The sequence below is a fragment of the Agromyces sp. GQ35 genome (assembly GCF_059758475.1).
Genome location: NZ_JCAXEO010000001.1, coordinates 2,172,831 through 2,197,062 on the forward strand (window position 1 = coordinate 2,172,831; position 24,232 = coordinate 2,197,062).

A 24,232-nucleotide genomic window follows, 5' to 3' on the forward strand; every position below is an offset into this window, starting at 1 on the left:
CGACGCACGATCGATCGGCGGGTGCGACCGTTGGCTCCCGCGCCGGGGCACGATAGCGTCGGCTCATGCGCATCCTCCTCATCGGCGCCGGAGGCGTCGGAGACGCCATCGCCAAGATCGCCGCTCGCCGCGACTTCTTCGAGCTGCTCGTGATCGCCGACTACGACGAGAGCCGTGCCGAGCGCACCCTCGCGTGGATCCGCGCTCGCCACGGCGACGACGTGGCGGGCCGATTCGACACCGCGCAGATCGACGCGAGCGACCCCTTCGTCGTCACCGCCGTCGCCCTCGAATTCGACGCGACGCACATCATGAACGCCGTCGAGCCGAAGTTCGTGCCGTCGATCTTCGCCGGTGCGCTCGCTGCGGGGGCCGACTACCTCGACATGGCGATGAGCCTCTCCGAGCCGCATCCGAGCGACCCGTACTCGCAGACGGGGGTCAAGCTCGGTGACGACCAGTTCGCCCAGGCGGGCGACTGGGATGCCGCGGGCCGGCTCGCGCTCGTCGGCATGGGCGTCGAGCCGGGTCTGTCCGACGTGTTCGCGAGGTACGCCGCCGATCACCTCTTCAGCGAGATCGACGAGCTCGGCGTGCGCGACGGCGCGAACCTCGTCGTCACCGATGAGGCCGGCAACGAGATCTTCGCCCCGAGCTTCTCGATCTGGACGACGATCGAGGAATGCCTGAACCCGCCGGTCGTGTGGGAGCAGGAGGCGGGCTGGTTCACCACTCCGCCGTTCTCGGAACCTGAGGTGTTCGACTTCCCCGAGGGCATCGGGCCGGTCGAGTGCGTCAACGTCGAGCATGAGGAGGTGCTGCTCATGCCGCGCTGGGTCGACGCGAAACGCGTCACCTTCAAGTACGGCCTCGGGGCCGAGTTCATCAACGTGCTGCAGGTGCTGCACCTGCTCGGCCTCGACTCGACGAGCCCGGTGCGCGTGCGCAGCGAAGACGGACCCGCGCATGTGGCCCCCAGGGATGTCGTCGCGGCCGCGCTGCCCGATCCGGCGACGATCGGCCCGCGCATGACAGGCAAGACCTGCGCGGGGCTCTGGGTCACCGGCACCGGCACCGACGGCTCGGCTCGTGAGGTCTACCTCTTCCACGTGTCCGACAACGAGTGGACCATGGCCGAGTACGAGAGCCAGTGCGTGGTCTGGCAGACCGCCCTGAACCCCGTCATCGCCCTCGAACTGCTCGCCACCGGCGTCTGGCAGGGCCGCGGAGTGCTGGGCCCCGAAGCGTTCGACGCCGCACCGTTCCTCGACCTGATGGCGCGCCCGCTCACCGACGGCGGCTACGGCCAGCCGTGGGGCTTCGAGGACCGACTCTCGTGACGCCCGCGCCGTCGTGGCCGCTGCGGCCGACAACCAGGGTCACCGCCGAGGCCGTGGCGATCGCGGATGCCGCCGACCGCCGTGCCGGCATTCGCACACGCGCAGCCCGAGCCGACGAGGTCGACGCCCTGCTCGCCCGCTTCGAGGCGACCTGGGGCGAGGGGCGTGGACCCGATCGCGGCATGCTGCAGGCGCTGGAGCACGCCGGCAACACGCTGCTCGTGGCCGTCGACGACGAGGCCCCGGATGACTCGGGCGCGCCGGCCCTCGGCGCGACGCTCGGATTCCTCGGCTGGTCGGGCGGGCTGCACGTGCACTCGCACATGAACGCCGTCGATCCCGCCGCGCGCGGTCGCGGCATCGGTGTCGCGTTGAAACTGCGACAGCGCGCGATCTGCCTGGCGCACGGCGTCGTCGAGATGCGGTGGACGTACGACCCGCTCATTCGGCGCAATGCCCGCCTCAACCTGGTGCGACTCGGAGCCGAGGTCGTGGCGTTCCACCCCGATTTCTACGGTGTGCTGGGCGACGCCATCAGCGGCGCCGACCACAGCGACCGCTTCGAGGTGCGCTGGCGCCTCGACTCGCCGCGAGCGGCTCGCGCGCTCGCGGGCCGGCCGGCGCCCGACTGGCATGCCGAGGGCGAGCTCGAGCTCGTGGCCGACTACGAGCGCGTGCGTTCGTCCGATGCCACGCTCGCGTCGCGGCTCCGTACCGAGTCTCGTGACGCCTTCGCGATGCTCTCCCGCGAGACCGGGCTCCGCGTCGAGCTCGACGCCGAGGGCGACTACGTCTTCACTCGCGACGACCCCGACCGGGAGGCCTGATGAACGACCCCGTCATCGAACGCATCGAACTGCACCGCCTTGAGGTGCCGCTCGTGCGGCCGTTCGAGACCTCGTTCGGCCGTGAGACGGTGCGCGAGGTGCTGCTCGTGCACGTCGTCACCGACGCGGGCGACGGCTGGAGCGAATGCGTGGCGGGCCGTGACCCGTTCTACTCCGGCGAGTACGTCGACGGCGCGGCATCCGTCATCGAGCGCTACCTCGGCCCCGCACTGCTCACCGCCTCCCGGCCGTCGAGTCGCGCCGACGACGTCGACGCGTCTCGCGACGCAACTGCTCGCAGCACGGCTCGCACCGCGGTCGCCGCCATCGCGTCAGTGCCGCTCGCGGCATCCGCCGCCTCGACGTTGGCGTTCGTCGCCGGCCACCGCATGGCCAAGGGCGCGCTCGAGGCGGCCGTGCTCGATGCCGAGCTCCGGGCGCAGGGCCGCGCCATGGGCGAGGCGTTCGGCGCGGTGCGCGAGTGGGTCGACTGCGGCGTCTCGGTCGGCATCGCGCCGAACCTCGAGGAGCTGCTCGACGAGGTCGCCGGCTACGTCGACGAGGGCTACCGGCGCATCAAGCTCAAGATCAAGCCGGGTTGGGACCTCGTGCCGGTCGGCGCGGTGCGTGAGCTCCTGGGGCCCGACGGTCTGCTCCAGGTCGACGCGAACACGGCGTACACGGCCGACGACATCCCCGTGCTCGCGGGCCTCGACGCGTTCGGGCTGCTGCTCATCGAGCAACCCTTCGCCGAGGAGGACCTCGCCACGCACGTGCGGCTCGCCGAAGCGTGCGAAACGCCCGTGTGCCTCGACGAGTCGATCCTCGGCGTCTCGACCGCCGTCGACGCGATCGATCGGGGAGCGACGTCGATCGTGAACATCAAGCCCGGTCGCATGGGCGGCTACCTCGAGGCCCTACGGGTGCACGATGCGTGCCGTGCGCTCGACGTGCCGGTGTGGTGCGGCGGCATGCTCGAGACGGGCATCGGCCGTGCGGCCAATGTCGCGCTCTCGGCGCTGCCCGGGTTCACGTTGCCGGGCGACACCTCGGCCTCGAGCCGCTACTTCGCCGAAGACGTCACTGAACCGTTCGTGCTCGGCTCCGGTGAGCATCGCGGTCAGCTCGAAGTGCCGACGACGCCCGGCACCGGCGTGACCGTGCGTGAAGACCTCGTGCGCGAGTGGGCGAGCCGGCCCCCGGTCGTGCTCACGCGCTGAGGTCTCTTCCAGCCGAGCGGCTCAGCAGCGTGAGGGCCCGCTCGCCGATCGCGGCGACGGAGTCGGCACGGGCCGGGTCGTCATCGATCGCGAACCACGTCGACGACAGCGCGCACCACGCCACGAGCCAGCGCGCGAAGCGGTCGGGGTCGAGCGCGGTGGCTTCGATGACGACCTCGAACTGCCGCTCGAGCCGCCCGGGTGCGAGCGCACGTTCATGCGACGGGTTGCAGAGCAGGTTGCAGTAGTCGAATGCGCGCTCACCGGCGAGCCCTTTCGGGTCGATCGCGAGCCACCCGCGCTCGCCGAAGTCGAGCACGTTGCCGTGATGCAGGTCGCCGTGCAGCACGACCTCGTCGAGCGGGTCGTCGAGCAGCGCCCTCGCGAACTCGGCGCCTCGGCGATGCAACGGGCCGAGGTCGTCGGCGCGAGCGAAGAGTTCACGGAACCAGGTCGGCAGCTCCACGAGCGGCGAGGGCGAGGCGAGCAGCGGCTCGACCGGGGCGCGATGAATGCCCTCGGCCGCCCGGCACAGCACCCGGGTGGCCTCGTCGTCGTGTCCGGCCTCGACCATGTGCACGAGATCCAGGGGGCCGGTCGCACGTTCGAGGAGCACCGCGGCTCCGACCCGGTGCAGCACGCGCGCGACTCCCTCACCGTTCAGCCGCTCGAGCAGTTCGCCGCCGCGTTCCTCTTCGTCGAGATGGGCGATCTTCAGCATCGCCGGCGCGTCGTCGGCCGTGCGCACCGGCATCAGCGTGCTCGACGCGGTGGTGCGGGCGTCGCCGTCGGGGCGCAGTCGCCACCGCGTCAGCCACGCTGCATCCGCTCCATGCCCGGGGTCGACGGGGCCGAGATCGCTCACGATTGCGGTCGATCGCCGCCGCGACCGGCCCACGGGTCGTAGTCGGCTTCGAGCGGTTGCTGCGACGGTCGCTCCGCCTCCGGCACGTGCTGCAGGTTGACGCGAATGCGGTACCAGAGCGAGCTCGAGCCGCGCATGCCGTCGACCAGCACATCGGCGGGCTCGAGCAACGGCACGACGTCGGGGTGCTTCGCCTTCCATCGTTCGAGGGCGTCGAGCGCCTCGGGCTTCGTCTTGGTGCGCGCGACCTCGATGAGCGGCATGGTCGAGGCGCGCCGGCCCGAGCCGTCGCCGCGTGACGGCGGCTTCTCGGCCGGCCCGAGCTCCTCCGCCCGGCGCAGCAGCGCGTCGAGGCTGCCTGCGGCATCGTCGATGCCGGCCGCGACGTCGCCGAGCTCTGCGAAGCGTTCGAGCACGGTCGGCACGGTGAATCGTTCGGGTCGGCTGTCGCGCACTTCATGCCAGCCGAGCGGGGTCGAGACCCGGGCGTCGGGCAGCGCACGCACCGAGTACGCGGATGCCACCGTGCGGTCCTTCGCGTTCTGGTTGAAGTCGACGAAGACGCTCTCGCCGCGTTCCTCCTTCCACCACCGCGCACTCGCGAGCCCGGGCGCCCGCAGCTCGACCTCGCGCGCGATCGTCTCGGCGGCGAGGCGCACGTCGTGGTAGCTCCATCGCGGCTCGATGCGCACCGTGATGTGCATGCCGCGCGAACCCGAGGTCTTCGGCCACCCGACGAGGCCGTGGTCTTCCAGCACCTCGCGGCTGATCAGGGCGACATCGACGATCTGCGACCAGTCGACGCCCGGCATCGGGTCGAGATCGACCCGCAGTTCGTCGGGGTGGTCGAGGTCTTCCGCGCGCACCGGATGCGGGTTCAGGTCGATGCAGCCGAGGTTCACGACCCACGCGAGCGCAGCGGCATCCCGGATCACGACCTCTTCGGCCGAGTTGCCCGAGGCGTAGTGCAGGGTGGCCGTCTCGATCCAGTCGGGCCGCTTCTCGGGGGCGCGCTTCTGGAAGAAGGCCTCCTCGTCGATGCCTTTGACGAAGCGCTTCAGCACCATCGGCCGCCCACCGGCGCCGCGAAGCGCGCCGTCGGCCACGGCGAGGTAGTAGCGCACGAGGTCGAGCTTCGTGAGGCCGGACTCGGGGAAGACGACCTTGTCGGGGCTCGAGATCCGCACCTCTCGGTCGCCGATCTGCAGGAGTTCGGCCGTGCTCGACTTCGGACTCACATTTCCCACCATAGGTCGATGGGCGACCGCAGCGGAACCCCTGGTGACTGCTCAGCGTTGCGTGCGAGCGGATGCCGCAGCGAGCGCGTAGCGCCGAGGCGTCTCGCCGATCACGGCGCGGAACTGGCGGGTGAAGTGCGCCTGATCGGCGAACCCCAGCGTCGCGGCGAGCTCGGCCAGCGGTGGCGGGGCGGATGTCGCGAGCAACTGCGCCGCCTCCTGCATGCGGTGCCGGCCGATGAGCCACTTCGGCGTCAGGCCGACGTACTCGCGCACGAGTCGCTCGAGCGAACGCAGGCTGAGTCCGACCGCGTCGGCGAGGTCGACGGCGCGCACGATCGTGCGGTCGGATTCGGCCAATTCGACGACCCTGCGCACCAGCGCGACGTCGGCATCGAGCTCGATGCGCTGCCACGCCAGCCAGCGCTCGAACGCCGCGATCGCGGCGTGATCGTCGCCGGCGGCGACAGCCCGGCGCACGGATGCCGCGAGCGCCGAGGCATCCGTGACGTGCAACTCGTCGAGCGGCACTGACGAGCCCAGGAGCGAACGCATGGTGCCGGGCACGAACCGGTGCGCGACGCCGGGCTGCAGCAGCACGCCGAACGCCCACCCCTCACCCTCGAGCCGCTGATGGCCGCGGCCGAGTTCGGGTCCGTGGAGTGCAGCGCTGTAGTGATCGATGACGAGGTTCGCCGAGGGGTACTCGAGCACGCCCTGTTCGACGACGACGCCAGCGGGCAGGCGCCAGCGGGGCACCCAGATATGGCGCACGAGCGTCGCGAGCCCGGGGCTCACGGGGTACCGTGCGAGACGCACGGGCGCTTCGACCGAGCGCGCCTGCTCGGCGGCATCGCGCGCCAGCGGAGCGACGCCCGGTGAACCCGGTCGCGCCGCGAGCACGCCCTTCGTCGCCGCGCCGGCGCGTGAGCGCCAGTAGTCGTCGACGGTGGGCATGCCACCAGTATGGCCAGCCCCGCCGACGTCGCGTTTGTGCAAGACGAGGGCCACGGGGCATCCGTACCGTCGAACTCGTACCCAAGCACCTGATCGACACGAGGAGAGACCATGCCCGACTTCGAGATGACCACCTACATCGCCGCCGACCCGCAGGAGGTCTGGCAGGCGATCACCGGAGAGGAAGGCAGTCGGGCCGTCATGTGGGGCTCGGCGCTGCGCGGCGAGCTCACGGCCGGTTCGCGGTACGAGTACGTCGGCCCCGGACAAGACGGCGACGAGACCGTGCACGTCTACGGCGAGGTGCTCGCCGTCGAACCCGGCCGGCTCCTGCAGCTCTCCGAGCACCCCGGACCGACCTATCGCGAGAACCACGCGGAGTTGCGGAGCCGCATGACCTGGCGCCTCGAGCCGGCCGCGGATGCGCTCACGAAGGTGACGTTCACGAACGACGAGTGGAGCGAGGGGCACCCGGCCGAGGCCGAGACCGCCGACACGTGGCCGCTCGTGCTCTCGAGCTTCAAGTCGTGGATCGAGACGGGCCGCGCCCTGCCGTTCCCGTCGTAGCGCGCGGGCGCCGGCCCGGCCCGCTCGCCCCGCCCGGCCTTCCCCGCCCGCCTGCTCGCCCCGCCTGCCTGCTCGCCCCGCCCGCCTGCTCGCCCCGCCCGCCTGCTCGCCCCGCCCGCCTGCTCCCCCGCCCGCCCAGTCGCGCGAAGTGACGCGAATCGACCGATCCCGCCTCGGGAAGGTCGATTCGCGTCACCTCACCGAGGCCGCTGATGGCCGGAGCGCTCGGTAGGATCGCGAACATGGCCGATGACCCGGTGAAGCAAGCGCAGGAGGCGGCCGCTGCGGCGGCCGAGGCGGCAGAGCAACTGCAGGCGCAAGCCGCCGAAGCGGTCAGGAAGGCCGAAGAGGCGGCGGCGCTCGCGAAGGCGGCCGCCGAGGCAGCAGGTGCGGATGCCGCAGCCGATGCTGAGACAGCAGGTGCGGATGCTCCGGCCGATGCTGAGGCAGCAGGTGCGGATGCCGCGGCCGATGCTGAGCCCACCGCTCCGAGGGTCGACGCCCCGCCGGCGCCCGCCCCGCCGGCGCCCGCTCCGACGGCCGCCGGGCCGGCCGCAGTCGCCGCGGCGTCCGCCGGCCCGCTCGATCAGGCAGAGGTCGACGCGATCCGAGCGGGCTATGCCACCGAGGGAGCGGCGCTCGAGATCGGGGCACTCGTCAACGGCGAGGCGCTTCCCGACGTTGCGGTGCGCATCCCGCTCGCGATGACGAACCGGCACGGTCTCGTGGCCGGCGCCACCGGCACGGGCAAGACCCGCACGCTGCAGGTGCTCGCCGAACAGCTCTCGGCCCACGGCGTCGCCGTCTTCGCGGCCGACATCAAGGGCGACCTCTCGGGCATCGCGACGCCCGGGGAGGGCAGTGAGAAGCTGCTGCAGCGCACGGCGGGCATCGGGCAGGAGTGGAAGCCCGAGACCTTCCCGACCGAGTTCTTCTCGCTCGGCGGGGTCGGCAGGGGAGTGCCGATCCGTGCGACGATCTCGGGATTCGGCCCGCTGTTGCTCTCAAAGGCGCTCGGCCTGAACGAGACGCAGGAGTCGAGCCTCGGACTCGTCTTCCACTACGCCAACAAGAACAACCTCGCGCTGCTCGACCTCGACGACCTGCGCGCCGTGCTCGCCTACCTCATCAGCGACGAGGGCAAGCCGGAGCTCGAGGGGCTCGGTGGGCTGTCGAAGGCGACCGTCGGGGTGATCCTGCGCGAGCTCATCACCTTCGCCGACCAGGGCGCCGACGTGTTCTTCGGCGAACCCGAGATCGACACGGCCGAGTTCCTGCGCGTGGCATCCGACGGTCGCGGCATCATCAGCCTGCTCGAGGTGCCGGGCGTCGCCGACAAGCCGGCCCTCTACTCGACCTTCCTGATGTGGCTCCTCGCCGACCTGTTCACCGACCTGCCCGAGGTCGGCGACCTCGACCGGCCGAAGCTCGTGTTCTTCTTCGATGAGGCCCACCTGCTGTTCAAGGACGCGTCGAAGGACTTCCTCGCCCAGATCACGCAGATGGTGCGGCTCATCCGCTCGAAGGGCGTCGGTGTCTTCTTCGTGACGCAGACACCGAAAGACGTGCCCGCCGACGTGCTCGCGCAGCTCGGCTCGCGCGTGCAGCACCAGCTGCGGGCGTTCACGCCCGACGACGCGAAGGCGCTCCGGGCCACCGTCTCGACCTACCCGAGGTCGGGGTACGACCTCGAGGAGACGCTCACGATGCTCGGCACAGGTGAGGCGATCGTCACGGTCATGAATGAGAAGGGCGCCCCGAGCCCCGTCGCGTGGACACGGCTGCGAGCACCGCAGGCCTCGATGTCGCCGTCGCCGGATGCCTCGATCGACGCAGCCGTGGCGGCGTCGCCACTGCTCGCGAAGTACGGCACCGGCATCGATCGCGAGTCGGCGCACGAGATCCTCACGACCAAGCTCGCGGATGCCGCGGCGAAGGTCGATGCCGAGCAAGCCGCTGCCGCGAAGGCGAAGGCCGACGCCGAATACGAGAAGATGCGGGCGAAGATCCAGGCGGATGCCGCGAAGGCCGACAAGAAGGCGCAGGCCGAGTACGACCGCCTCATGAAGCAGACCTCGGGCACCTCGCGGAGCCGGTCGAAGTCGCCCGAGAAGTCGGCCCTCGAGGAGGTGCTCGGCTCGCGCACCACGCAGACGGTGCTGAAGCAGGTCATCACCGGCATCTTCGGCATGGCCAAGCGCCGCTGACGGGGCCGTCGGCGGCCGTCGCTCGTCGCGCATGCGGGAGGATGGTGGGGTGCCAGAGATCCGCGCGTACCGTCCAGCCGACCGCGACCAGGTCGCGAGCATCTGCCTGCAGACCGCGGCCGGTGGCGGCGACGCCACGGGGGTGTACTCCGACGACACGCTGATGCCCGAGGTGTTCGCGCTGCCGTACGTCGAGTACGCGCCCGACCTCGCCTTCGTCGTCGCCGACGGTGACCGGGTGCTCGGCTACATCATGGGAGTGGCCGACACCGCCGCCTTCGTCGAGTGGTGGAAACGTGCGTGGTCCCCGGGCTTCACTGCGCGGCATCCGTCTCCCGGGGCGCCGACCGGTCGCGATCCGAAGTTCAGCGAGGCCGAACTCGTCGAGGCCGGCACCTCGCCCGAGCGCATGCTGATCGACGAACTCGCCGACTACCCGGCGCACCTGCACATCGACCTGCTGCCCGAACTGCAGGGCCAAGGTTTCGGTCGTCGGCTGATCGACACGCTGCGTGACGCGCTCGCGGCGCGTGGCGTTCCCGCAGTGCATCTCGGCATGGACGCCGCGAACACCGGGGCACGGGCGTTCTACGACCGGCTCGGCTTCCACGAGCTGCCCTCGAGTCGCCCCGGCTCGCCGCTGCTCGGCATCGAGACCGGCTCGGCAGACGATCGCGGCATCGCGTCGGTCAGCTGAGCGAGCGGCGCTCGAACCAGTACAGCAGGCGGGGGTTGGCCTCGCGCAGTTCGGAGAGGGTCATCGGCTCGGGTCCGACCGTCTCCTCGACGCCGAGCACCTCGGCGACCTGGTCCATCGTCGGCTCATCCCAGAAGCGACCGCGCATGCGGAAGGCGCCGCGACCGGTGCGCTCGACGACGAAGAGCTCCTGCGTGGTGTCGAGACTGTTCGCGCGGTAGAGGTGCACGCGCAGCACTCCGGCGACGTCGCGCGAGGCGACCGTCGAGACACCGCCGAAGAATCCGCGCTCGACGATGCCGTACCGGCTGATCGATGCGCGTGATCGCCGATACCCGACCCAGGCGACGACGATCAGCACGGCGACGACCGCGGCCGTCGCGGCGAAGACCGGCCACGCCTCGCGATCGCCGAGAAGCCAGAGCTCAGCGGCCAGGATCGGCACGGCGAGCGTCGCGATGGGGAGTCCGATGCTCCACCCGAGGGTGCGGCGCGGCCTCAGGGTCTGCACCCTGAGGCCGTCGCCCCCGACTGTCGCTGCGCCGATCGAGGAGCCCCCTGCGTCCCCGCTCCTCGTTTCCATCGCCGCCGCTGACATCTCTCACATCATGGATGCGAAGGGACATATGCGCTATTCCGCATTAATGAGGACAGCCGGTGAGACGCCGGAAACCACGAACGGCCCCGGAGTGTTTCCGGGGCCGTTCGTCACGGTCGTGCTTGGCGGAGGATGGGGGATTCGAACCCCCGAGGGCTTGCACCCAACACGCTTTCCAAGCGTGCGCCATAGGCCACTAGGCGAATCCTCCCGGGGACTCCTCACGCACCCGCCAGAGCCTGGTTACCCTTGCTGCGTTTCCGCCCTGGGGGAGTTGGCCTGGATGGCGCCACGTGAGGAGCCGGAGACAGTCTACCCGAGCGCGAGCGACGGCTCGGACCACGGTACGACCGCGTCGGTACGGTTCGGCGATGGCAGGATCGGGCGGGCGTTCCTAACATGGGACGGTGCCCCGTCTTTCCGCGCTCGTCGCTCCGCCTGACTCAACGTGGCTCCGGCATCCCGCAGCCACGGCCCTCCGCCTGATCGGTGCGAGCTTCGTGCTGCTCGCCCTCGGCATGATGTGGGCCTCTCGCATCGTCTTCCGCGGTGACACGTACGTGAGCGGCCTCGGGGCAGAGGGCGAGATCACCGCCCTCGCCTTCAATGTCTCGCTCGCCCTCGTCGCGTTCGGCGGCGCGGCCTCCGCCTTCGGGCTCTGGGGCCTGCGCTGCACGCGGGGCCTGTTGGGCGCGTGGGCGCTGAGCACGAGTCTCCTCGCCGCGAGCATCATGTTCGCCGTCGGGGCGGCGGTGCCGTGCAGCACCGGGTGCCCGATTCCCTTTACCTCGGGAGCGACGCCGCAGGACTACGTGCACACCGGGGCTGCGGTGCTGGGCTTCGCCTTCGCCGGCATCGGGATCATCCAGAGCCTCCGGCTCGGGAGGGTGTACGCGATGCTCGCCGCGCCGAGCATCCTCTTCGTCGTCGCGGCCTCGGCGGCCGGCGGCATCCTCTCGATCGCGGAGGTGGCCACGGGGCTCGGCGGCTGGCTCGAGCTCATCGCGACCACCTCGGCGCTGCTCTGGCTCGTCGCCGTCTCGTGGACGACCCAGCACCGCATCATGACGCAGCCGCTCATCGCCGACGTCGTCGCCGATCGGCGGGGGATTCCCAGATCCCGCACAATGCCCGCCCAATAGGCTGGAGATGTGGCGCACCGCATCTACATCTGCTCGGCTGAAGGCAACACCGGAAAGTCGACCGTCGCGCTCGGCGCACTCGACACCCTGACCCGCCGGGCGACCCGCGTCGGCGTATTCCGCCCGATCGCGCGGTCGACCGCAGAGCGCGACTACGTGCTCGAACTGCTGCTCGCGCACGAGGGAGTCGTGCCGATTCCCTATGACGATGCCGTGGGCGTTCGGTACGACGACGTGCACGCCGATCCCGAAGGTGCGCTCGCGACGATCGTGCGTCGATTCAAGGCGGTCGAAGATCGCTGCGACGCGGTGGTCATCATCGGTTCCGACTTCACGGATGTCGGCAGTCCCACCGAACTCGCCTACAACGCGCGCATCGCCGCGAACCTCGGTGCTCCGGTGCTGCTCGTGCTCGGCGGGCGCGTCGGGCAGGGTCAGGGGCGCAGCAGAACCGAACGCCTCGGCTATTCCGATGCCCGCAGCCCTGAAGAGCTCGCCCAGCTCACCGAACTCGCGGTCGAAGAGCTCGAGCGCGAGCACGCGACGCTGCTCGGCATCGTGGCCAACCGCGCCGACCCCGGGCTGTTGCACGAGATCGTCGAGGCGGTCGCGGCGGCGGCCGGGCCCAACGGGGTGGTCGCCGCGAGCGGTGAGGCCGTGGCATCCGTCGCCACCTGGGCCATTCCCGAAGATGCCTACCTCGTCGCCCCCTCGATGCTCGCCATCATGGCCGCGGTCGACGGCACGCTGCACGCGGGCGACACCGAGCTCTTGAATCGCGAGGCGCTCGGCGTCGTCATCGGTGCGATGTCCATGGAGAACGTGCTGACCCGGCTCACCGAGGGTGCGGTCGTCGTCGTGCCCGGCGATCGGAGCGAGGTGCTGCTCGGCGTGCTCACGGCGCACGCCAGCGCGACCTTCCCGTCGCTGTCGGGCATCGTGCTGAACGGCGGTTTTCCGATCGCCGAGCAGGTGGAGCGCCTGGTCGACGGACTCGAGGCCGGCCTGCCGATCATCCGCACCGAGTTGTCGAGCTACGACACGGCCCTCGCGATCACGGGCACGCGTGGGCGGCTCGCCGCCGAATCGCAGCGCAAGCGCGACACCGCACTCGCGCTCTTCGAGCGGCACGTCGACGGCCAGGCGCTGCTCGACCGGCTCGAGGTCGCGGCGCCCGACGTGGTCACGCCGCTGATGTTCGAGTACGGACTGCTCGAGCGTGCGCGGCACAGCCGCAGGCGCATCGTGCTGCCCGAGGGGTACGACGACCGGGTGCTGCGTGCCGCGGCGACACTGCTCGCGCGAGATGTCGTCGACCTGACGATCCTCGGTGAAGAGATCGAGGTGCGTTCGCGGGCGATCGGCCTCGGTCTCGACGTGTCGAAGGCCGAAGTGCTCTCGAACCACGACTTCGTGCACGTGACCCGCTTCGCGGAGGAGTACCAGCGTCGCCGCGCGCACAAGGGCGTGACGCTCGAGCAGGCCCGCGAGACGGTGCAAGACGTGTCGTACTTCGGCACCATGATGGTCGAGCTGGGGCTGGCCGACGGCATGGTCTCCGGTGCAGCCCACACGACCGCGCACACCATCCGTCCCTCGTTCGAGGTGATCAAGACGAAGCCGGGCGTCGAGGTGGTCTCGAGCGTCTTCCTGATGGCGCTCGCCGACCGGGTGCTCGTCTACGGCGATTGCGCGATCGTGCCCGATCCCACGGCCGAGCAGCTCGCCGACATCGCGATCTCGTCGGCCGAGACGGCGCGGCAGTTCGGCATCGAGCCGCGCATCGCGATGCTCTCGTACTCGACGGGCGAGTCGGGTTCGGGTGCCGACGTCGACAAGGTGCGTCGGGCGACGGAGCTCGTGCGCGAGCGCGCACCGCAGCTCGCCGTCGAGGGCCCGATCCAGTACGACGCGGCGGCCGATGCCGCGGTGGCCCGCACGAAGCTTCCCGAGTCGGATGTCGCGGGGCGGGCGACGGTGTTCATCTTCCCCGACCTCAACACGGGCAACAACACGTACAAGGCGGTGCAGCGGTCTTCGGGCGCTGTCGCCATCGGGCCGGTGCTGCAGGGGCTCCGTAAGCCGATCAACGATCTCTCGCGTGGGGCCCTCGTGCAAGACATCGTGAACACCGTGGCGATCACGGCGATCCAGGCGGCGGATGCCTCGTGAGCATCGTGCTCGTGGTGAATTCGGGTTCATCGTCGCTGAAGTACCAGCTCATCGACGTCGAGCAGTCGCAGACCCTCGCGAGCGGGCTCGTCGAGCGCATCGGCGCCGAGGGCGGTCATGCGCGGCACCGCCACGAGGGCCCTGAGAACGACTGTGCCGGCTCGAACTGGGATGCCGCGTTCGACGTCGCCGACCACGAGGCGGCGTTCGCCGTGATGCTCGAGGCATTCGCGGCGCACGGACCGTCGCTCGAGTCGCACGTCCCGATCGCGGTCGGGCACCGGGTCGTGCAGGGCGGTGCCAGGTTCTTCGAGCCGACGGTGATCACGCCGCTCGTGAAGATCAACATCGACGAGCTGTCTTCGCTCGCGCCGTTGCACAATCCGGCGAATCTCGAGGGCATCGAGGCGGCGCAGCGCGCGTTCCCCGATGTGCCGCACGTGGCGGTGTTCGATACCGCGTTCCACCAGACGATGCCTCCGGCCGCGTACACCTACGCGATCGATCGCGAGCTCGCGGCCAAGCACCGCATCCGTCGGTACGGGTTCCACGGCACCTCGCACCGGTTCGTGTCTCGAGCCGCTGCCGAGTTCCTCGAGCGCCCGATCGACGAGCTTCGCATGATCGTGCTGCACCTCGGCAACGGGGCGTCGGCGTGCGCCGTCGCCGAGGGGCGTTCGATCGAGACGAGCATGGGCATGACGCCCCTCGAGGGGCTCGTGATGGGCACCCGCTCGGGTGACATCGACCCCGCCGTGCTGCTGCACCTCGAGCGCCGCGCCGGGCTCGACGCCGACGGGGTCGACCGGCTCCTCAACTCGCAGAGCGGCATTCTCGGCCTCGGCGGGCACGGTGACATGCGCGACCTCGTCGCGGCGCGCGACGCCGGCGAGGAGGCGGCGACGCTCGCGCTCGACGTCTACACGCATCGCATCCGCTCCTACGTCGGTGCGTACGCCGCCCAGCTCGGCCGGGTCGACGCGATCGTCTTCGCCGCGGGGGTCGGCGAGAACGCGTCGCTCGTGCGGAAGCTCTCGCTCGCCGGCCTCGAGGGCTTCGGCGTCGAGATCGACGCCGATCGCAACGAGCAGCGCGGCAGCGCGGCGCGACGCATCTCGACCGAAGCGTCAAAGACCGCGGTGCTCGTGGTGCCCACGAACGAAGAGCTCGAGATCGCCCGTCAGACCCTGGAGCTCGTGACCTGAACCGTGCGCAAAGCGCACAAGAAGTGTTGCACAAGGAGTCTTGTGCAACTATGCTGGCGGCATGAGTGAATCGGGCAAGCGCGAGCCGGCACGCAGCATCGACCTGCACGATGCCGGGGCGATGCGTGCGCTCGCGCACCCGATGCGGTTGCGCATCCTGGGACTGTTGCGCGCCGACGGGCCGAGCACGGTCGGCGCGCTCGCCGAGCGCACAGGTGAGGCGCCCGGTTCGGCGAGCTATCACGTCGCCACCCTCGCCAAGCACGGCTTCGTGGTCGAGGCGCCAGAGCTCGCCCGCGACAAGCGCGAGCGTTGGTGGCGCGCGGCGCATGAGATGACCTCGTCGCACCCGGCCGAGTTCCTCGACGATCCCGAGCGGCTCGCGGCATCCGATGCCATGCGCAGAACCGTGCTCGAGACCTACCACCGCGAGCTCCTCAGCGCACTCGGCGCCGAGGCGAGCCTCGAAGCCGAGTGGATCGCCGCCTCCGACTCGAGCGACGGCGGCGCCCAGCTCACCCTCGAGGAATTCCGCGAACTGAACGCCGAGGTGGCAGCGCTGCACGACAAGTGGTGGGCGGTCGGCCGCGCACCGCGCCCCGGCACCCGTGCCGTGCGCTGGATCACCCACATCTTCCCGAGGCCCGAGCGATGACCTCCGAGTCAGTCGAGGCGGCGACCGCGCGGTCCTCGCATCAGGGAGAGGCCGAGGGTGCGACGGATGCCCCGCGCCGCCGCACCCCGCTCGTCGCGCTCTTCGGCGCCGCCCTGTTCTCGCTCTCGGGCAACGCGATCGCACTCATCGCGATCCCGATCATCGCGCTCACCGAGACGGGGTCACCGCTCGCCGCCGGTGTCGCGGGCGTGTTCGCGACCGTGCCGCTCATCATCGGCGGGGCGCTCGGGGGAGTGCTCGTCGACCGATTCGGCTACCGCACCTCGTCGATCGTCGCGGATCTCGCGAGCGGGGTGACGGTGCTCGCGATCCCGGTGCTCGCCGCAACGGTCGGTCTGCACTTCGGCGTGCTGCTCGCCCTCGTCTTCATCGGCGGCCTGCTCGACGCACCGGGCGACACCGCCAAGACGGTGCTCATGCCCGATCTCGCAGCCCTCGCCCGCGTGCCACTGGCTCGGGCGGCAGGAGCCCAATCGACGGTGCAGCGCACGGCGACGATGATCGGCGCCGGCGTCGCCGGGGCGCTCGTCGCCCTCGCCGGGCCCATGCCGGCCCTGATCGTCGACGCCGCCGGGTTCGCGGTGTCGGCACTGCTCGTGGTCTGCTTCGTGCCGCGTCGTGCCGCGGCATCCGTCGACGCCGCCGACGCGCCCGTGCAGGGCGGATTCGTCGCCGGCATCCGATTCATCGCCCGTTCCCCGTTGCTGCGTTCGATCGTGCTGCTGGTGACCCTCACGAACGCGATCGACGCGGCGGGCATGACGGTGCTGAAGCCGGTGTTCGCAACGCAGGTGCTCGGTGATCCGGCGATGCTGGGCTTCATGGTCGGATGCTTCGCGGCCGGCGCCCTGACCGGCTCGGCGATCTTCGCGGCGATCGGTCACCGCTACTCGGGCCGCGTGGTCTTCGCCGTGTGCTTCGTGCTCGCAGGCGCGCCGCCGTACCTCGCGATGGCGCTCGGCGCACCCGCGCCGGTGCTGCTGCCCGTACTCGCCCTCTCGGGCCTCGCAGCGGGCGCGCTCAACCCGATGATGTCCACGGCGATGTACGGCCTCGTGCCCGACGGCATGCGTGCTCGGGTCTTCGGCGCGGTCACCGCCGGAGTCGTGGCGTCCATGCCGCTCGGCGCATTCCTCGGCGGACTCGCGGTCGAGCAGTTCGGGCTCGCCCCGACGGTGCTCGTCGCTGCGATCGTGTACCTCGCGCTCGCCTCGAGCCCGCTGTACCTCCGGTCGTTCGCCGGGCTCACCGCGGCGCGCACCGGCGCCGAATCCTGACGCGGGTCACCGGCAGTCGGCTGACCCCCTACCGGGGTACGGGGGCGATATGGCTCACCCGTGTGATGCACATAGACCATAGCGCTCCGTAGTCTCACAGCACGGTCGGCAATGATCGTAGAAGCACACGCACCCGAAGCGTTCGTCTGAAGTCTCATTCGTGCATTCGGCCCGAGGAGATGAGCGCACGTGAGCCTGGTCGTAGAACGCCCCGAAATCGTCGAAGGCACCATGTCGCCGGTCATTCGCACGGCCGGTCGCCGTCGCGAGGGCGTCGACCCGGCGCAGAGCGGTTTCGCGCAGTTGTCCCGCCAGATCAAGGCCGAGGGGCTGCTCAACCGTTTCGTCGGCTTCTACGTGCGCAAGGCGATCTTCTGGGCGGTCGTGGGCGGCGCAACCGTCGCGGCCTCCTTCGCCATCGGCGAGTCCTGGTGGCAGCTGGTGATCGCCGCAGTGCTCGGCGTCGTCTTCACCCAGTTCGCGTTCATGGCGCACGAGGCCTCGCACCGCCAGATCTTCCAGTCCGGGCCTCGGAACGACTGGGCCGGCCTGATCCTCGCCAACCTCGTCGTCGGCATCAGCTACAGCTGGTGGATGAACAAGCACACCCGCCACCACGGCAACCCCAACGTGATCGGCCGCGACCCCGACATCGAGAAGGACACGATCTCCTTCCTCGAAGAGGATGCAGCGCAGAGCCGCGGGCTCGTGCGCGTCATCACTCGCAAGCAGGGGTACCTCTTCTTCCCGCTGCTGCTCCTCGAGGGCATCAACCTGCACGTGCACGGCATCCGCCACGTGCTCGGCAAGGCGCCGGTCAAGCGTCGTCGCCTCGAGATCACGCTCATCGCCGTGCGCCTCGTCGCCGTCGTCGCGCTCGTCTTCTGGGCCTTCCCGCCGCTGCTGGCCGGTGTCTTCCTGCTCGTGCAGCTGGGCGTCTTCGGCGTCTACATGGGCGCGTCGTTCGCACCGAACCACAAGGGCATGCCGCTCATCCCGCGCGGTGAGCGCGTCGACTTCCTCGAGCGTCAGGTACTGACGAGCCGCAACATCCGCGGTGGATGGTTCATCGACTCGTTCATGGGCGGCCTCAACTACCAGGTCGAGCACCACCTGTTCCCGAGCATGGCGCGCCCGGCACTGGCCCGCACCCAAGAGATCGTGCGCGAGTTCTGCCGCGAGAACGACGTGCGGTACACCGAGACCGGGCTCATCGAGTCGTACGCGATCGTCATCGCGTACCTCAACCGCGTCGGCCTCGCCGCTCGCGACCCGTTCGACTGCCCGATGATCAACTCGTACCGCCGCCGCGACTGACGCGCCGACAGCCGACCGGCGCCGTCAGGGCACGACCGTGCACTGCGGGTTCGTTCCGGCGAGGCCCATCGACGCGTTCGCCTGCGACCACGCCGAGGTCCACCCGCTCGAATGCAGAAAGCGCACGGCGACGCTCTTCGTGCCGCCGAGCAGGCCCGACAAGAGGCCCGAGCCGAACTTGGTCGTGTAGACCCCGGTGACCGGGCCGGTCGTCGTGACCGAGCCGAGCAGCGGCCCCGTGATGACTTCCAGGCCGCTGAGATCGCCGACCGCGTACTGGGCGTTCGCGCTCGTGAATCCCGAGCCGGCCGGAACCGTCCACGTCACCGTGATGACCGGCGAGAGACCGGCCAGGCCGGGCACCAGCGTGCACGTCGCACCCAAGACGGGGCGCGCCACGGTGAGCGCGGTGAACGACCCGCTCGCCTGCTCTGCGCCGTTCCACGCGGCCTCGGTCTGCGCCGTCGAGCCGACGACGCCGACCGTGAGCAGCAGTGCGCACCCGGCGAGGAGCGCAGCGGCACGCGGCATCCGGCGACTCACAGCCCTTTCCTCCGTCTGCTCGTCGCGATCGTCAGCGAGGCGGCCGCACCGAGCACGGATGCCGCCGCAATCGTGAGCAGCGGCGCGACGTCGACGCCGCTCGCTGCCAGTGCACCATCCCCGTCGGTGCCCACCGATTCCCCGAAGCCCTCGGCAGACACCGTGAACTCACTTCGCACCGGGAGCTCGGAGCCCGCGTCGCTCATGCGCGTCTCCACTCGAAGCCAGCGCTGCTCGGCATCGGTCATGGAGCCCAGGCCGAACGCGGCTTGTTCGTCGAGTGCGGTCGTCGGCACCAGCACCGATTCGCCGTCGCAGCGACCGTCGACGGTGCGATGGTCGCACGCCGTCACGGTCACCTCGAGCATCGGATTCGCCGAGCCTTCCGCGGTGAGCGACATTCGTACGATGCCGGGCGACGGTGCATCCGCCTCGACGCCGACGATCCACACCGCGCTCTCGCCGGCCGCGAGTGAGGCCATGGCGGCCGCGTCGCCGATGGACGTGAGCCTGATCACTTCTCCCTGAATCACGGTCTCGCTCGTCGCAGCCGCGGCCCGCTCGGGCGGCGACCACAGGGAGAGCAGTGCCACAGCGAGCGCCGACGCCGAGAGCGTCGCCGTGGTCGCGCGCGACGTACCGTTGCCGTTGGGAACCGGGCCGGCTGCGGCGCCCGTTTCGCGGTGCTGGGCTTCGCGACGGCGAGGCGTTCTCGGCCAGAACGACCAGACGACGAGGGCGGTCGCGCCGAGGGTCAACGCCCCGAGCACGAGTGGGTTGCCGAGTGCCGCGATCGCGGTGGCGATTCCCGGTACGGCGAACAGCACGACCCGCACCGTGGTGACGCGGTAGGGCATCGGGTCGTCGACCGGGTTCGCGTCGCCGCGAAGCGTCAGCTCACGCTCGGCGCCCGACCCTGACATCGCGACCACCCGGTGCGTCACCGGAAGCTTGCCGGGCCGGTCGACGGTCACCACGTCACCGACCTCGACCGATGCCGCCGGAACCTCGCGAACCAGCGCCGCAGCACCGGCGGGAATCGCCGGGGACATCGAGCCGGTCTTGAACAGCATGATCGAGATATTGAATGCGAGGGCCGCGACGACGAGCACGATGCAGAGGGCACCGCCCGCGGCGGCGATCGTCAAGAGCACGTCGCCGACGACGGATGCCGCGCTGCGTCGCCTCCTCATCGTGGCTCCTACGATGCCGACGTCGACGTGATCGCCCAGGTGACGGTGCCGGTGCGTCCTTGCGTCGTGTTCGGGGCATCCGTCTTCAGCCGGATCTGGAAGCAGAACCGCACCGTGTTCGCCGCATTCGCCGAGAGTGCGCCCTGCATGCCGGCGGGCACCGTCGTCGCCGCGACGTACGCGCCCGCGTAGCTCGCGGCGGCGCACGCGGTCGCGGTCGTGGTCACCGCGACGCGGTACTCGAGCTGCCCCGTGAGCTGACTGTCTCCGGCTGGCAGGGCCGACGTCAGCACCGCGGTGCCGCCGACCGTGCTCGCGAGCACCGGCGAGTCGGCCGCTCCCGTCGTGCGCACGTCGAGACCAGCGGTGAACAGGGCACCGGGCGACATGCCCGTCGCTGCGAAGGTCAGAGTCGCCGGCGTCTGGTCGTGGCTGGCGAACGTCGCATCGGTCGAGTTCTTCGACACGGTGTCGAAGACGCTCGATCCGAACGTTCCGGTGGCGTTCTCCGCGTCGTTCCAGGCGGCGAGTGTGGCGGTCGCGCCGACGCCGAGCACGAGGCCCCCGGCGAGCAGCGCGCGCCACCGTCCGGGTAGCCGTGCCCGAACGGGGGAGCCGCGATGCCGTGCCACCGGTGCCTAGGGCAGTGGTGTCGTCGAGGTCGCGACGAACTCCCAGGTCACCGCGCCGGTCAGGCTCGGATCGAGCCCCGTCCCCGCGGTCACGGCGAAGCAGAGATTCACCGGGGTCGTGACGGCCGGGAGATCGAACACGGCCGTCGGCCCGCTCGCAGTCGTCGCGGCATCCGTCACGAGTGCCGTTCCCGTCGTCGTCTCGTCGCAGCCGAACGCCGTCGGCTCGATGAGCGTGTACGTGAGGTCGGCCGCGATCGCTGCAGCACTCACCGCCTCGATCGTGACGTCGGCGGCGTTGGTCGAGCCGGCTTCCAGCTGCACGGCGAACGGTGCGTAGACGGTGTCGCCCGGCGCGAGCGCGTCGGCGTCGACTTCGAAGGCGAGCGTCTTGCCCGGCGCTGTCGGACTGCTGGTGAAGTCCGTGCCGTCGAGACTGCCCTCGATCCCGAACTGGCCGGAGCCGAAGGTGCCGTTCGCCACCTCGGAGTCGTTCCACGCCGCCAGCGTGATGGCGGCGCCGACGCCGAGCACGAGTCCGCCGGCGAGAATCGCCGAGACCTTGCGTCTGCGGTTCGAACGTGCCGCCGAATCATCGGCTGGCGTTTCAACGGCCGGTGTCCCGTTCCGTTGCATGCTGGTATCCATCACGTGCCCCCGCTCCGCGGTCCCCCGACCGTCATCGTGTGATGTGGTGGAGCCTACGTGGCCGATGCGGAGGTTGTTGTCCCCTTTCCGGGGGACACATCGTTCTCCACCGCCGAATCAGCGCGCAGCGCGGTGCGTTTCGTGCGGCCGAAAACCGTTCAAGCAGGGACGTAACATGTGAGGATGTCCCGTCGCTCGCGCCGCCCCTGGTTGATCGCCCTCTCCGTCATCGGCGTGCTCGTTCTCGTGCTGGTCGGCGGCGCCGCCGTGTTCCTGGCCTCGCTGGCGCAGCAGTTCGACCAGGGCACGGAGAAGATCGTCGATGCCTTCCCCGACGAGAGTGTGCGGGTGCCCGAGGCGACGGGCGCCGCGGCATCGGCGCAGAACATCCTCCTGCTCGGCACCGACTCCCGCGCCGGCCTCGAGAGCATCGACGATGCCGAGGGCAACCGCTCCGACACCATGATGGTCGCGCACATCCCGGCCGATCGCTCGGGCGTGACGGTGATGTCGATCATGCGCGACAGCTGGGTCGAGATCCCGGGGCACGGCCCAGCGAAGGTCAACGCCGCACTCGCGCTCGGCGGGGTTCCCCTCGCGGTGCAGACCGTGGAATCGATCATCGGCGCTCGCATCGACCATGTCGCGATCGTCGACTTCGAAGGCTTCATCGGGCTGACCGAGGCCCTCGGCGGCGTCACGGTCGAAAACTCGATCGGGTTCGAGAGTTCGCATATGACGGGGACCACATTCCCGCAGGGGCCGATCAATCTCGATGGCAAGCAAGCACTCGCGTTCACCCGCGAGCGGTACGCATTCGCCGACGGCGACTACCAGCGGGTGCGCAACCAGCAGGCGTTCATCGTCGCCATTCTCGACAAGTTGCTGAGCGCCGACACCGCGCTGAATCCCGGCCGAGTGAGCGAGGTCGTCGGCGCGGTCGCCCCGTATCTGAAGGTCGATTCGGAGTTCACGAGCGGGTACGCCGGCGGCTTGGCCGTCGAGATGCGCGGCGTGCGCAAGGCCGATGTGGATTTCTTCACCATTCCCACACTCGGCACCGGAACCTCCGATGACGGGCAGTCGATCGTCGTCCTCGACGAGGCGAAACTCGCGCAGTTGCGCGAGGCGTTCCTGAACGACACGCTCGACTCCGCGGCCTTCGCCGCACAGTAGACCGCTCGACTGTCTACGTTGGTGTCGATGTCGAGTCCCCTTTCTGGGGGCAGGGGCCGGGTGACCGCCTCCTCCGAATGTGTCACTATGGTTGCCGAGGGGGACCGTACCCGACGATCCAGACACTGCGATTCAGGATCTTCGCGTGCGGACGGGCTCTTCCTCGAGGGGGCCTGCACATGGGCGGAATCGTCAGATTGCTGATGCGCGCGACACGATCGCCGATGCGAGCGCGGCCGCGGACGCGGCGCGGCACCGGCGTGCCTGCGGAGGCGCAGCGATGGTGACGTTGACCGCCGCGCCCACGCGTGTCTGGGCGCGCAGCTACGCTCGGCGACTCCTCGTGACGGATGTCGCGATCGTGGTCGGCACGGTATTCGGCACGCAACTGGCCTGGTTCGGCGTCAGCGCGAACGAGTTGTACATCCCGCGTGAGGGCATGCGGGACTTCTCGGTGGGCTACTGGCTGATCTCGCTCGCGATCTCATTGCTGTGGTTGGCGTCGCTCGCGATCTCGGGCACCCGCGACGCGAAGATCGTCGGTTCGGACACCGGTGAGTACAAGCGCATTCTCGAGGCGACCCTGCGCGTGTTCGGCATCATCGCCATCGCCATGTTCCTCCTGAAGTCCGAACTCGGCCGTGGATACTTTCTCACCGCGCTTCCCATCGGACTCGGCCTGCTGCTGCTCGGGCGATGGCTGTCGCGCCGCTGGCTTGTTCGACAGCGTGCAATGGGCAACTTCCTGACGCGGGCATTGCTCGTCGGCGACCGGGTCAAGACCGAACACGTGATCGAGAACCTCGTTCGAGACCCTTCTTCTGGGCTCGCGATGGTCGGCGCGATCACTCCGAACGGTGGCCACGGCTCGAGCCTCACCCACGGCGTTCCCGTCGTCGGCGGCTTCGACGACATCGTCACCGCGGTGGTGGAACGTGACGCCGACGCAGTCATCTTCACCGGCGCCGACGCACTCGGCCCGCGCCAGATGCGCGAACTCGGCTGGACCCTCGACCAGTTGCGCGTCGGCGTGATCGTCGCGCCGTCGCTGACGGATGTCGCTGGTCCGCGAATCCACGCAGAGCCGGTGGCCGGACAACCGCTCATTCGCATCGACTACCCCACGCTCGACGGCGCGAAACTGCTGTGGAAGCGGGCATCCGACGTGATCGTCGCCGGGGCGGCGATCGCGCTGTTGAGCCCGCTGCTGCTCTGGGTCACCATCGCGGTGCGTCGCGACAGCGACGGGCCGGCGTTGTTCCGCCAAGACCGAGTCGGCCTGAACGGCCAGCCCTTCAAGATGCTCAAGTTCCGTTCGATGGTGGTCGATGCCGAGAGCCGTCTCGATGCGCTGCAACCTCGCTCCGAGGGCAACGGCGTGCTGTTCAAGATGAAAGACGACCCGCGGGTCACGAGAATCGGTCGGTCGCTACGCCGCTACAGCCTCGACGAGCTGCCGCAGCTCGTGAACGTGCTGCGCGGCGAGATGTCGATCGTCGGGCCGCGCCCGCCGCTTGCCTGCGAGGTCGAGCTCTATGACGAGTGGGCGCAACGTCGATTGCTCGTCAAACCCGGCATCACCGGCCTCTGGCAGGTGAGCGGCCGCTCCGACCTCTCGTGGGAGGACAGCGTGCGTCTCGACCTCTACTACGTCGAGAATTGGTCACTGATGAGTGACGTGCTCATCATGTGGCGCACGGTGCGCGCCGTTGTTCGCTCCGCCGGCGCGTACTGA

Annotated in this window: 22 protein-coding genes, 1 tRNA gene and 1 other RNA gene; 14 read left to right on the forward strand and 10 right to left on the reverse strand. The window is 70.0% G+C overall.

Annotated features, from left to right (window positions below):
• The first annotated feature begins 65 nt into the window (after nt 1-65).
• Genes AC6CH0_RS10035 through menC form a run of 3 tightly spaced genes read left to right on the forward strand, consistent with a single transcriptional unit; the run spans nt 66 to nt 3,387 of the window.
• Nucleotides 66-1,340 (forward strand): saccharopine dehydrogenase family protein, encoded by a 1,275-nt coding sequence (locus AC6CH0_RS10035; protein WP_498100267.1) that lies wholly within the window; start codon nt 66-68, stop codon nt 1,338-1,340.
• The gene (locus AC6CH0_RS10040; protein ID WP_498100269.1) at nt 1,337-2,167 is read left to right on the forward strand and encodes a hypothetical protein; all 831 of its coding nucleotides are present in this window, start codon (nt 1,337-1,339) and stop codon (nt 2,165-2,167) included. Before AC6CH0_RS10035 ends, AC6CH0_RS10040 begins: the two co-directional genes overlap by 4 nt.
• Nucleotides 2,167-3,387 (forward strand): o-succinylbenzoate synthase, encoded by a 1,221-nt coding sequence (gene menC, locus AC6CH0_RS10045; RefSeq protein ID WP_498100271.1) that lies wholly within the window; start codon nt 2,167-2,169, stop codon nt 3,385-3,387. Before AC6CH0_RS10040 ends, menC begins: the two co-directional genes overlap by 1 nt.
• On the opposite strand, the gene AC6CH0_RS10050 is transcribed toward menC, so the two are convergent.
• Genes AC6CH0_RS10050 through AC6CH0_RS10060 form a run of 3 tightly spaced genes read right to left on the reverse strand, consistent with a single transcriptional unit; the run spans nt 3,377 to nt 6,447 of the window.
• Nucleotides 3,377-4,252, reverse strand: coding sequence for an aminoglycoside phosphotransferase family protein (locus AC6CH0_RS10050; protein WP_498100273.1), 876 nt, complete (start codon nt 4,250-4,252; stop codon nt 3,377-3,379). The genes menC and AC6CH0_RS10050 overlap by 11 nt on opposite strands.
• Nucleotides 4,249-5,490, reverse strand: coding sequence for a non-homologous end-joining DNA ligase (ligD, locus tag AC6CH0_RS10055; protein ID WP_498100275.1), 1,242 nt, complete (start codon nt 5,488-5,490; stop codon nt 4,249-4,251). Before ligD ends, AC6CH0_RS10050 begins: the two co-directional genes overlap by 4 nt.
• A gap of 51 nt (nt 5,491-5,541) precedes the next feature.
• Nucleotides 5,542-6,447, reverse strand: a complete 906-nt coding sequence (locus AC6CH0_RS10060; RefSeq protein ID WP_498100277.1) for an AraC family transcriptional regulator — start codon at nt 6,445-6,447, stop codon at nt 5,542-5,544.
• A 111-nt stretch (nt 6,448-6,558) separates the two neighbouring features.
• Here AC6CH0_RS10060 and AC6CH0_RS10065 point away from each other — a divergent pair, with 111 nt between their 5' ends.
• From AC6CH0_RS10065 to AC6CH0_RS10075, 3 genes are all read left to right on the forward strand, one after another.
• On the forward strand, nt 6,559-7,014 hold the full coding sequence (locus AC6CH0_RS10065) for an SRPBCC domain-containing protein (RefSeq protein ID WP_498100279.1): 456 nt from the start codon (nt 6,559-6,561) through the stop codon (nt 7,012-7,014).
• A gap of 242 nt (nt 7,015-7,256) precedes the next feature.
• Nucleotides 7,257-9,221, forward strand: a complete 1,965-nt coding sequence (locus tag AC6CH0_RS10070) for a helicase HerA-like domain-containing protein (RefSeq protein WP_498100281.1) — start codon at nt 7,257-7,259, stop codon at nt 9,219-9,221.
• Between the two features lie 49 nt (nt 9,222-9,270).
• Nucleotides 9,271-9,918 carry a GNAT family N-acetyltransferase gene (locus tag AC6CH0_RS10075; RefSeq protein WP_498100283.1) on the forward strand — a complete coding sequence of 216 codons (648 nt, stop codon included), beginning with the start codon at nt 9,271-9,273 and terminating at the stop codon, nt 9,916-9,918.
• Here AC6CH0_RS10075 and AC6CH0_RS10080 read toward each other — a convergent pair.
• The 3 genes from AC6CH0_RS10080 to ffs form a co-directional block, all read right to left on the reverse strand.
• Entirely contained in the window at nt 9,911-10,429 is a 519-nt protein-coding gene (locus AC6CH0_RS10080; RefSeq protein ID WP_498100285.1) for a hypothetical protein, read from the reverse strand. The genes AC6CH0_RS10075 and AC6CH0_RS10080 overlap by 8 nt on opposite strands.
• Before the next feature lie 210 nt (nt 10,430-10,639).
• Nucleotides 10,640-10,727, reverse strand: a tRNA-Ser gene (locus AC6CH0_RS10085).
• Nucleotides 10,726-10,822: signal recognition particle sRNA small type (gene ffs / locus AC6CH0_RS10090), an RNA gene on the reverse strand. The genes AC6CH0_RS10085 and ffs overlap by 2 nt, the downstream gene beginning before the upstream one ends.
• 101 nt (nt 10,823-10,923) lie before the next feature.
• Here ffs and AC6CH0_RS10095 point away from each other — a divergent pair.
• The 6 genes from AC6CH0_RS10095 (at nt 10,924) to AC6CH0_RS10120 (ending at nt 18,305) form a co-directional block, all read left to right on the forward strand.
• Nucleotides 10,924-11,658: a DUF998 domain-containing protein gene (locus AC6CH0_RS10095; RefSeq protein ID WP_498100287.1), complete on the forward strand. Its 735-nt coding sequence runs from the start codon at nt 10,924-10,926 to the stop codon at nt 11,656-11,658.
• Nucleotides 11,659-11,667: 9 nt separating this feature from the next.
• A complete protein-coding gene (gene pta, locus AC6CH0_RS10100) occupies nt 11,668-13,830 on the forward strand; it encodes a phosphate acetyltransferase (protein WP_498100289.1) in 2,163 nt (720 codons plus the stop codon).
• The gene (locus AC6CH0_RS10105; RefSeq protein ID WP_498100291.1) at nt 13,827-15,035 is read left to right on the forward strand and encodes an acetate/propionate family kinase; all 1,209 of its coding nucleotides are present in this window, start codon (nt 13,827-13,829) and stop codon (nt 15,033-15,035) included. The genes pta and AC6CH0_RS10105 overlap by 4 nt, the downstream gene beginning before the upstream one ends.
• A gap of 61 nt (nt 15,036-15,096) precedes the next feature.
• Nucleotides 15,097-15,690 (forward strand): helix-turn-helix domain-containing protein, encoded by a 594-nt coding sequence (locus tag AC6CH0_RS10110; RefSeq protein WP_498100293.1) that lies wholly within the window; start codon nt 15,097-15,099, stop codon nt 15,688-15,690.
• Nucleotides 15,687-16,988, forward strand: a complete 1,302-nt coding sequence (locus tag AC6CH0_RS10115; RefSeq protein ID WP_498100295.1) for an MFS transporter — start codon at nt 15,687-15,689, stop codon at nt 16,986-16,988. The genes AC6CH0_RS10110 and AC6CH0_RS10115 overlap by 4 nt, the downstream gene beginning before the upstream one ends.
• 231 nt (nt 16,989-17,219) lie before the next feature.
• Nucleotides 17,220-18,305 (forward strand): fatty acid desaturase family protein, encoded by a 1,086-nt coding sequence (locus tag AC6CH0_RS10120; RefSeq protein WP_498101102.1) that lies wholly within the window; start codon nt 17,220-17,222, stop codon nt 18,303-18,305.
• Nucleotides 18,306-18,329: 24 nt separating this feature from the next.
• Here AC6CH0_RS10120 and AC6CH0_RS10125 read toward each other — a convergent pair whose 3' ends face one another.
• Genes AC6CH0_RS10125 through AC6CH0_RS10140 form a run of 4 tightly spaced genes read right to left on the reverse strand, consistent with a single transcriptional unit; the run spans nt 18,330 to nt 21,309 of the window.
• Nucleotides 18,330-18,848 (reverse strand): hypothetical protein, encoded by a 519-nt coding sequence (locus AC6CH0_RS10125; RefSeq protein ID WP_498100297.1) that lies wholly within the window; start codon nt 18,846-18,848, stop codon nt 18,330-18,332.
• Entirely contained in the window at nt 18,845-20,041 is a 1,197-nt protein-coding gene (locus AC6CH0_RS10130) for a signal peptidase I (protein ID WP_498100299.1), read from the reverse strand. Before AC6CH0_RS10130 ends, AC6CH0_RS10125 begins: the two co-directional genes overlap by 4 nt.
• Before the next feature lie 8 nt (nt 20,042-20,049).
• Nucleotides 20,050-20,673, reverse strand: a complete 624-nt coding sequence (locus AC6CH0_RS10135) for a SipW-dependent-type signal peptide-containing protein (RefSeq protein ID WP_498100301.1) — start codon at nt 20,671-20,673, stop codon at nt 20,050-20,052.
• A 6-nt stretch (nt 20,674-20,679) separates the two neighbouring features.
• A complete protein-coding gene (locus AC6CH0_RS10140) occupies nt 20,680-21,309 on the reverse strand; it encodes a SipW-dependent-type signal peptide-containing protein (RefSeq protein ID WP_498100303.1) in 630 nt (209 codons plus the stop codon).
• A gap of 195 nt (nt 21,310-21,504) precedes the next feature.
• Here AC6CH0_RS10140 and AC6CH0_RS10145 point away from each other — a divergent pair, with 195 nt between their 5' ends.
• A complete protein-coding gene (locus AC6CH0_RS10145) occupies nt 21,505-22,497 on the forward strand; it encodes an LCP family protein (protein WP_498100305.1) in 993 nt (330 codons plus the stop codon).
• A gap of 280 nt (nt 22,498-22,777) precedes the next feature.
• Nucleotides 22,778-24,232, forward strand: coding sequence for a sugar transferase (locus tag AC6CH0_RS10150; RefSeq protein ID WP_498100307.1), 1,455 nt, complete (start codon nt 22,778-22,780; stop codon nt 24,230-24,232).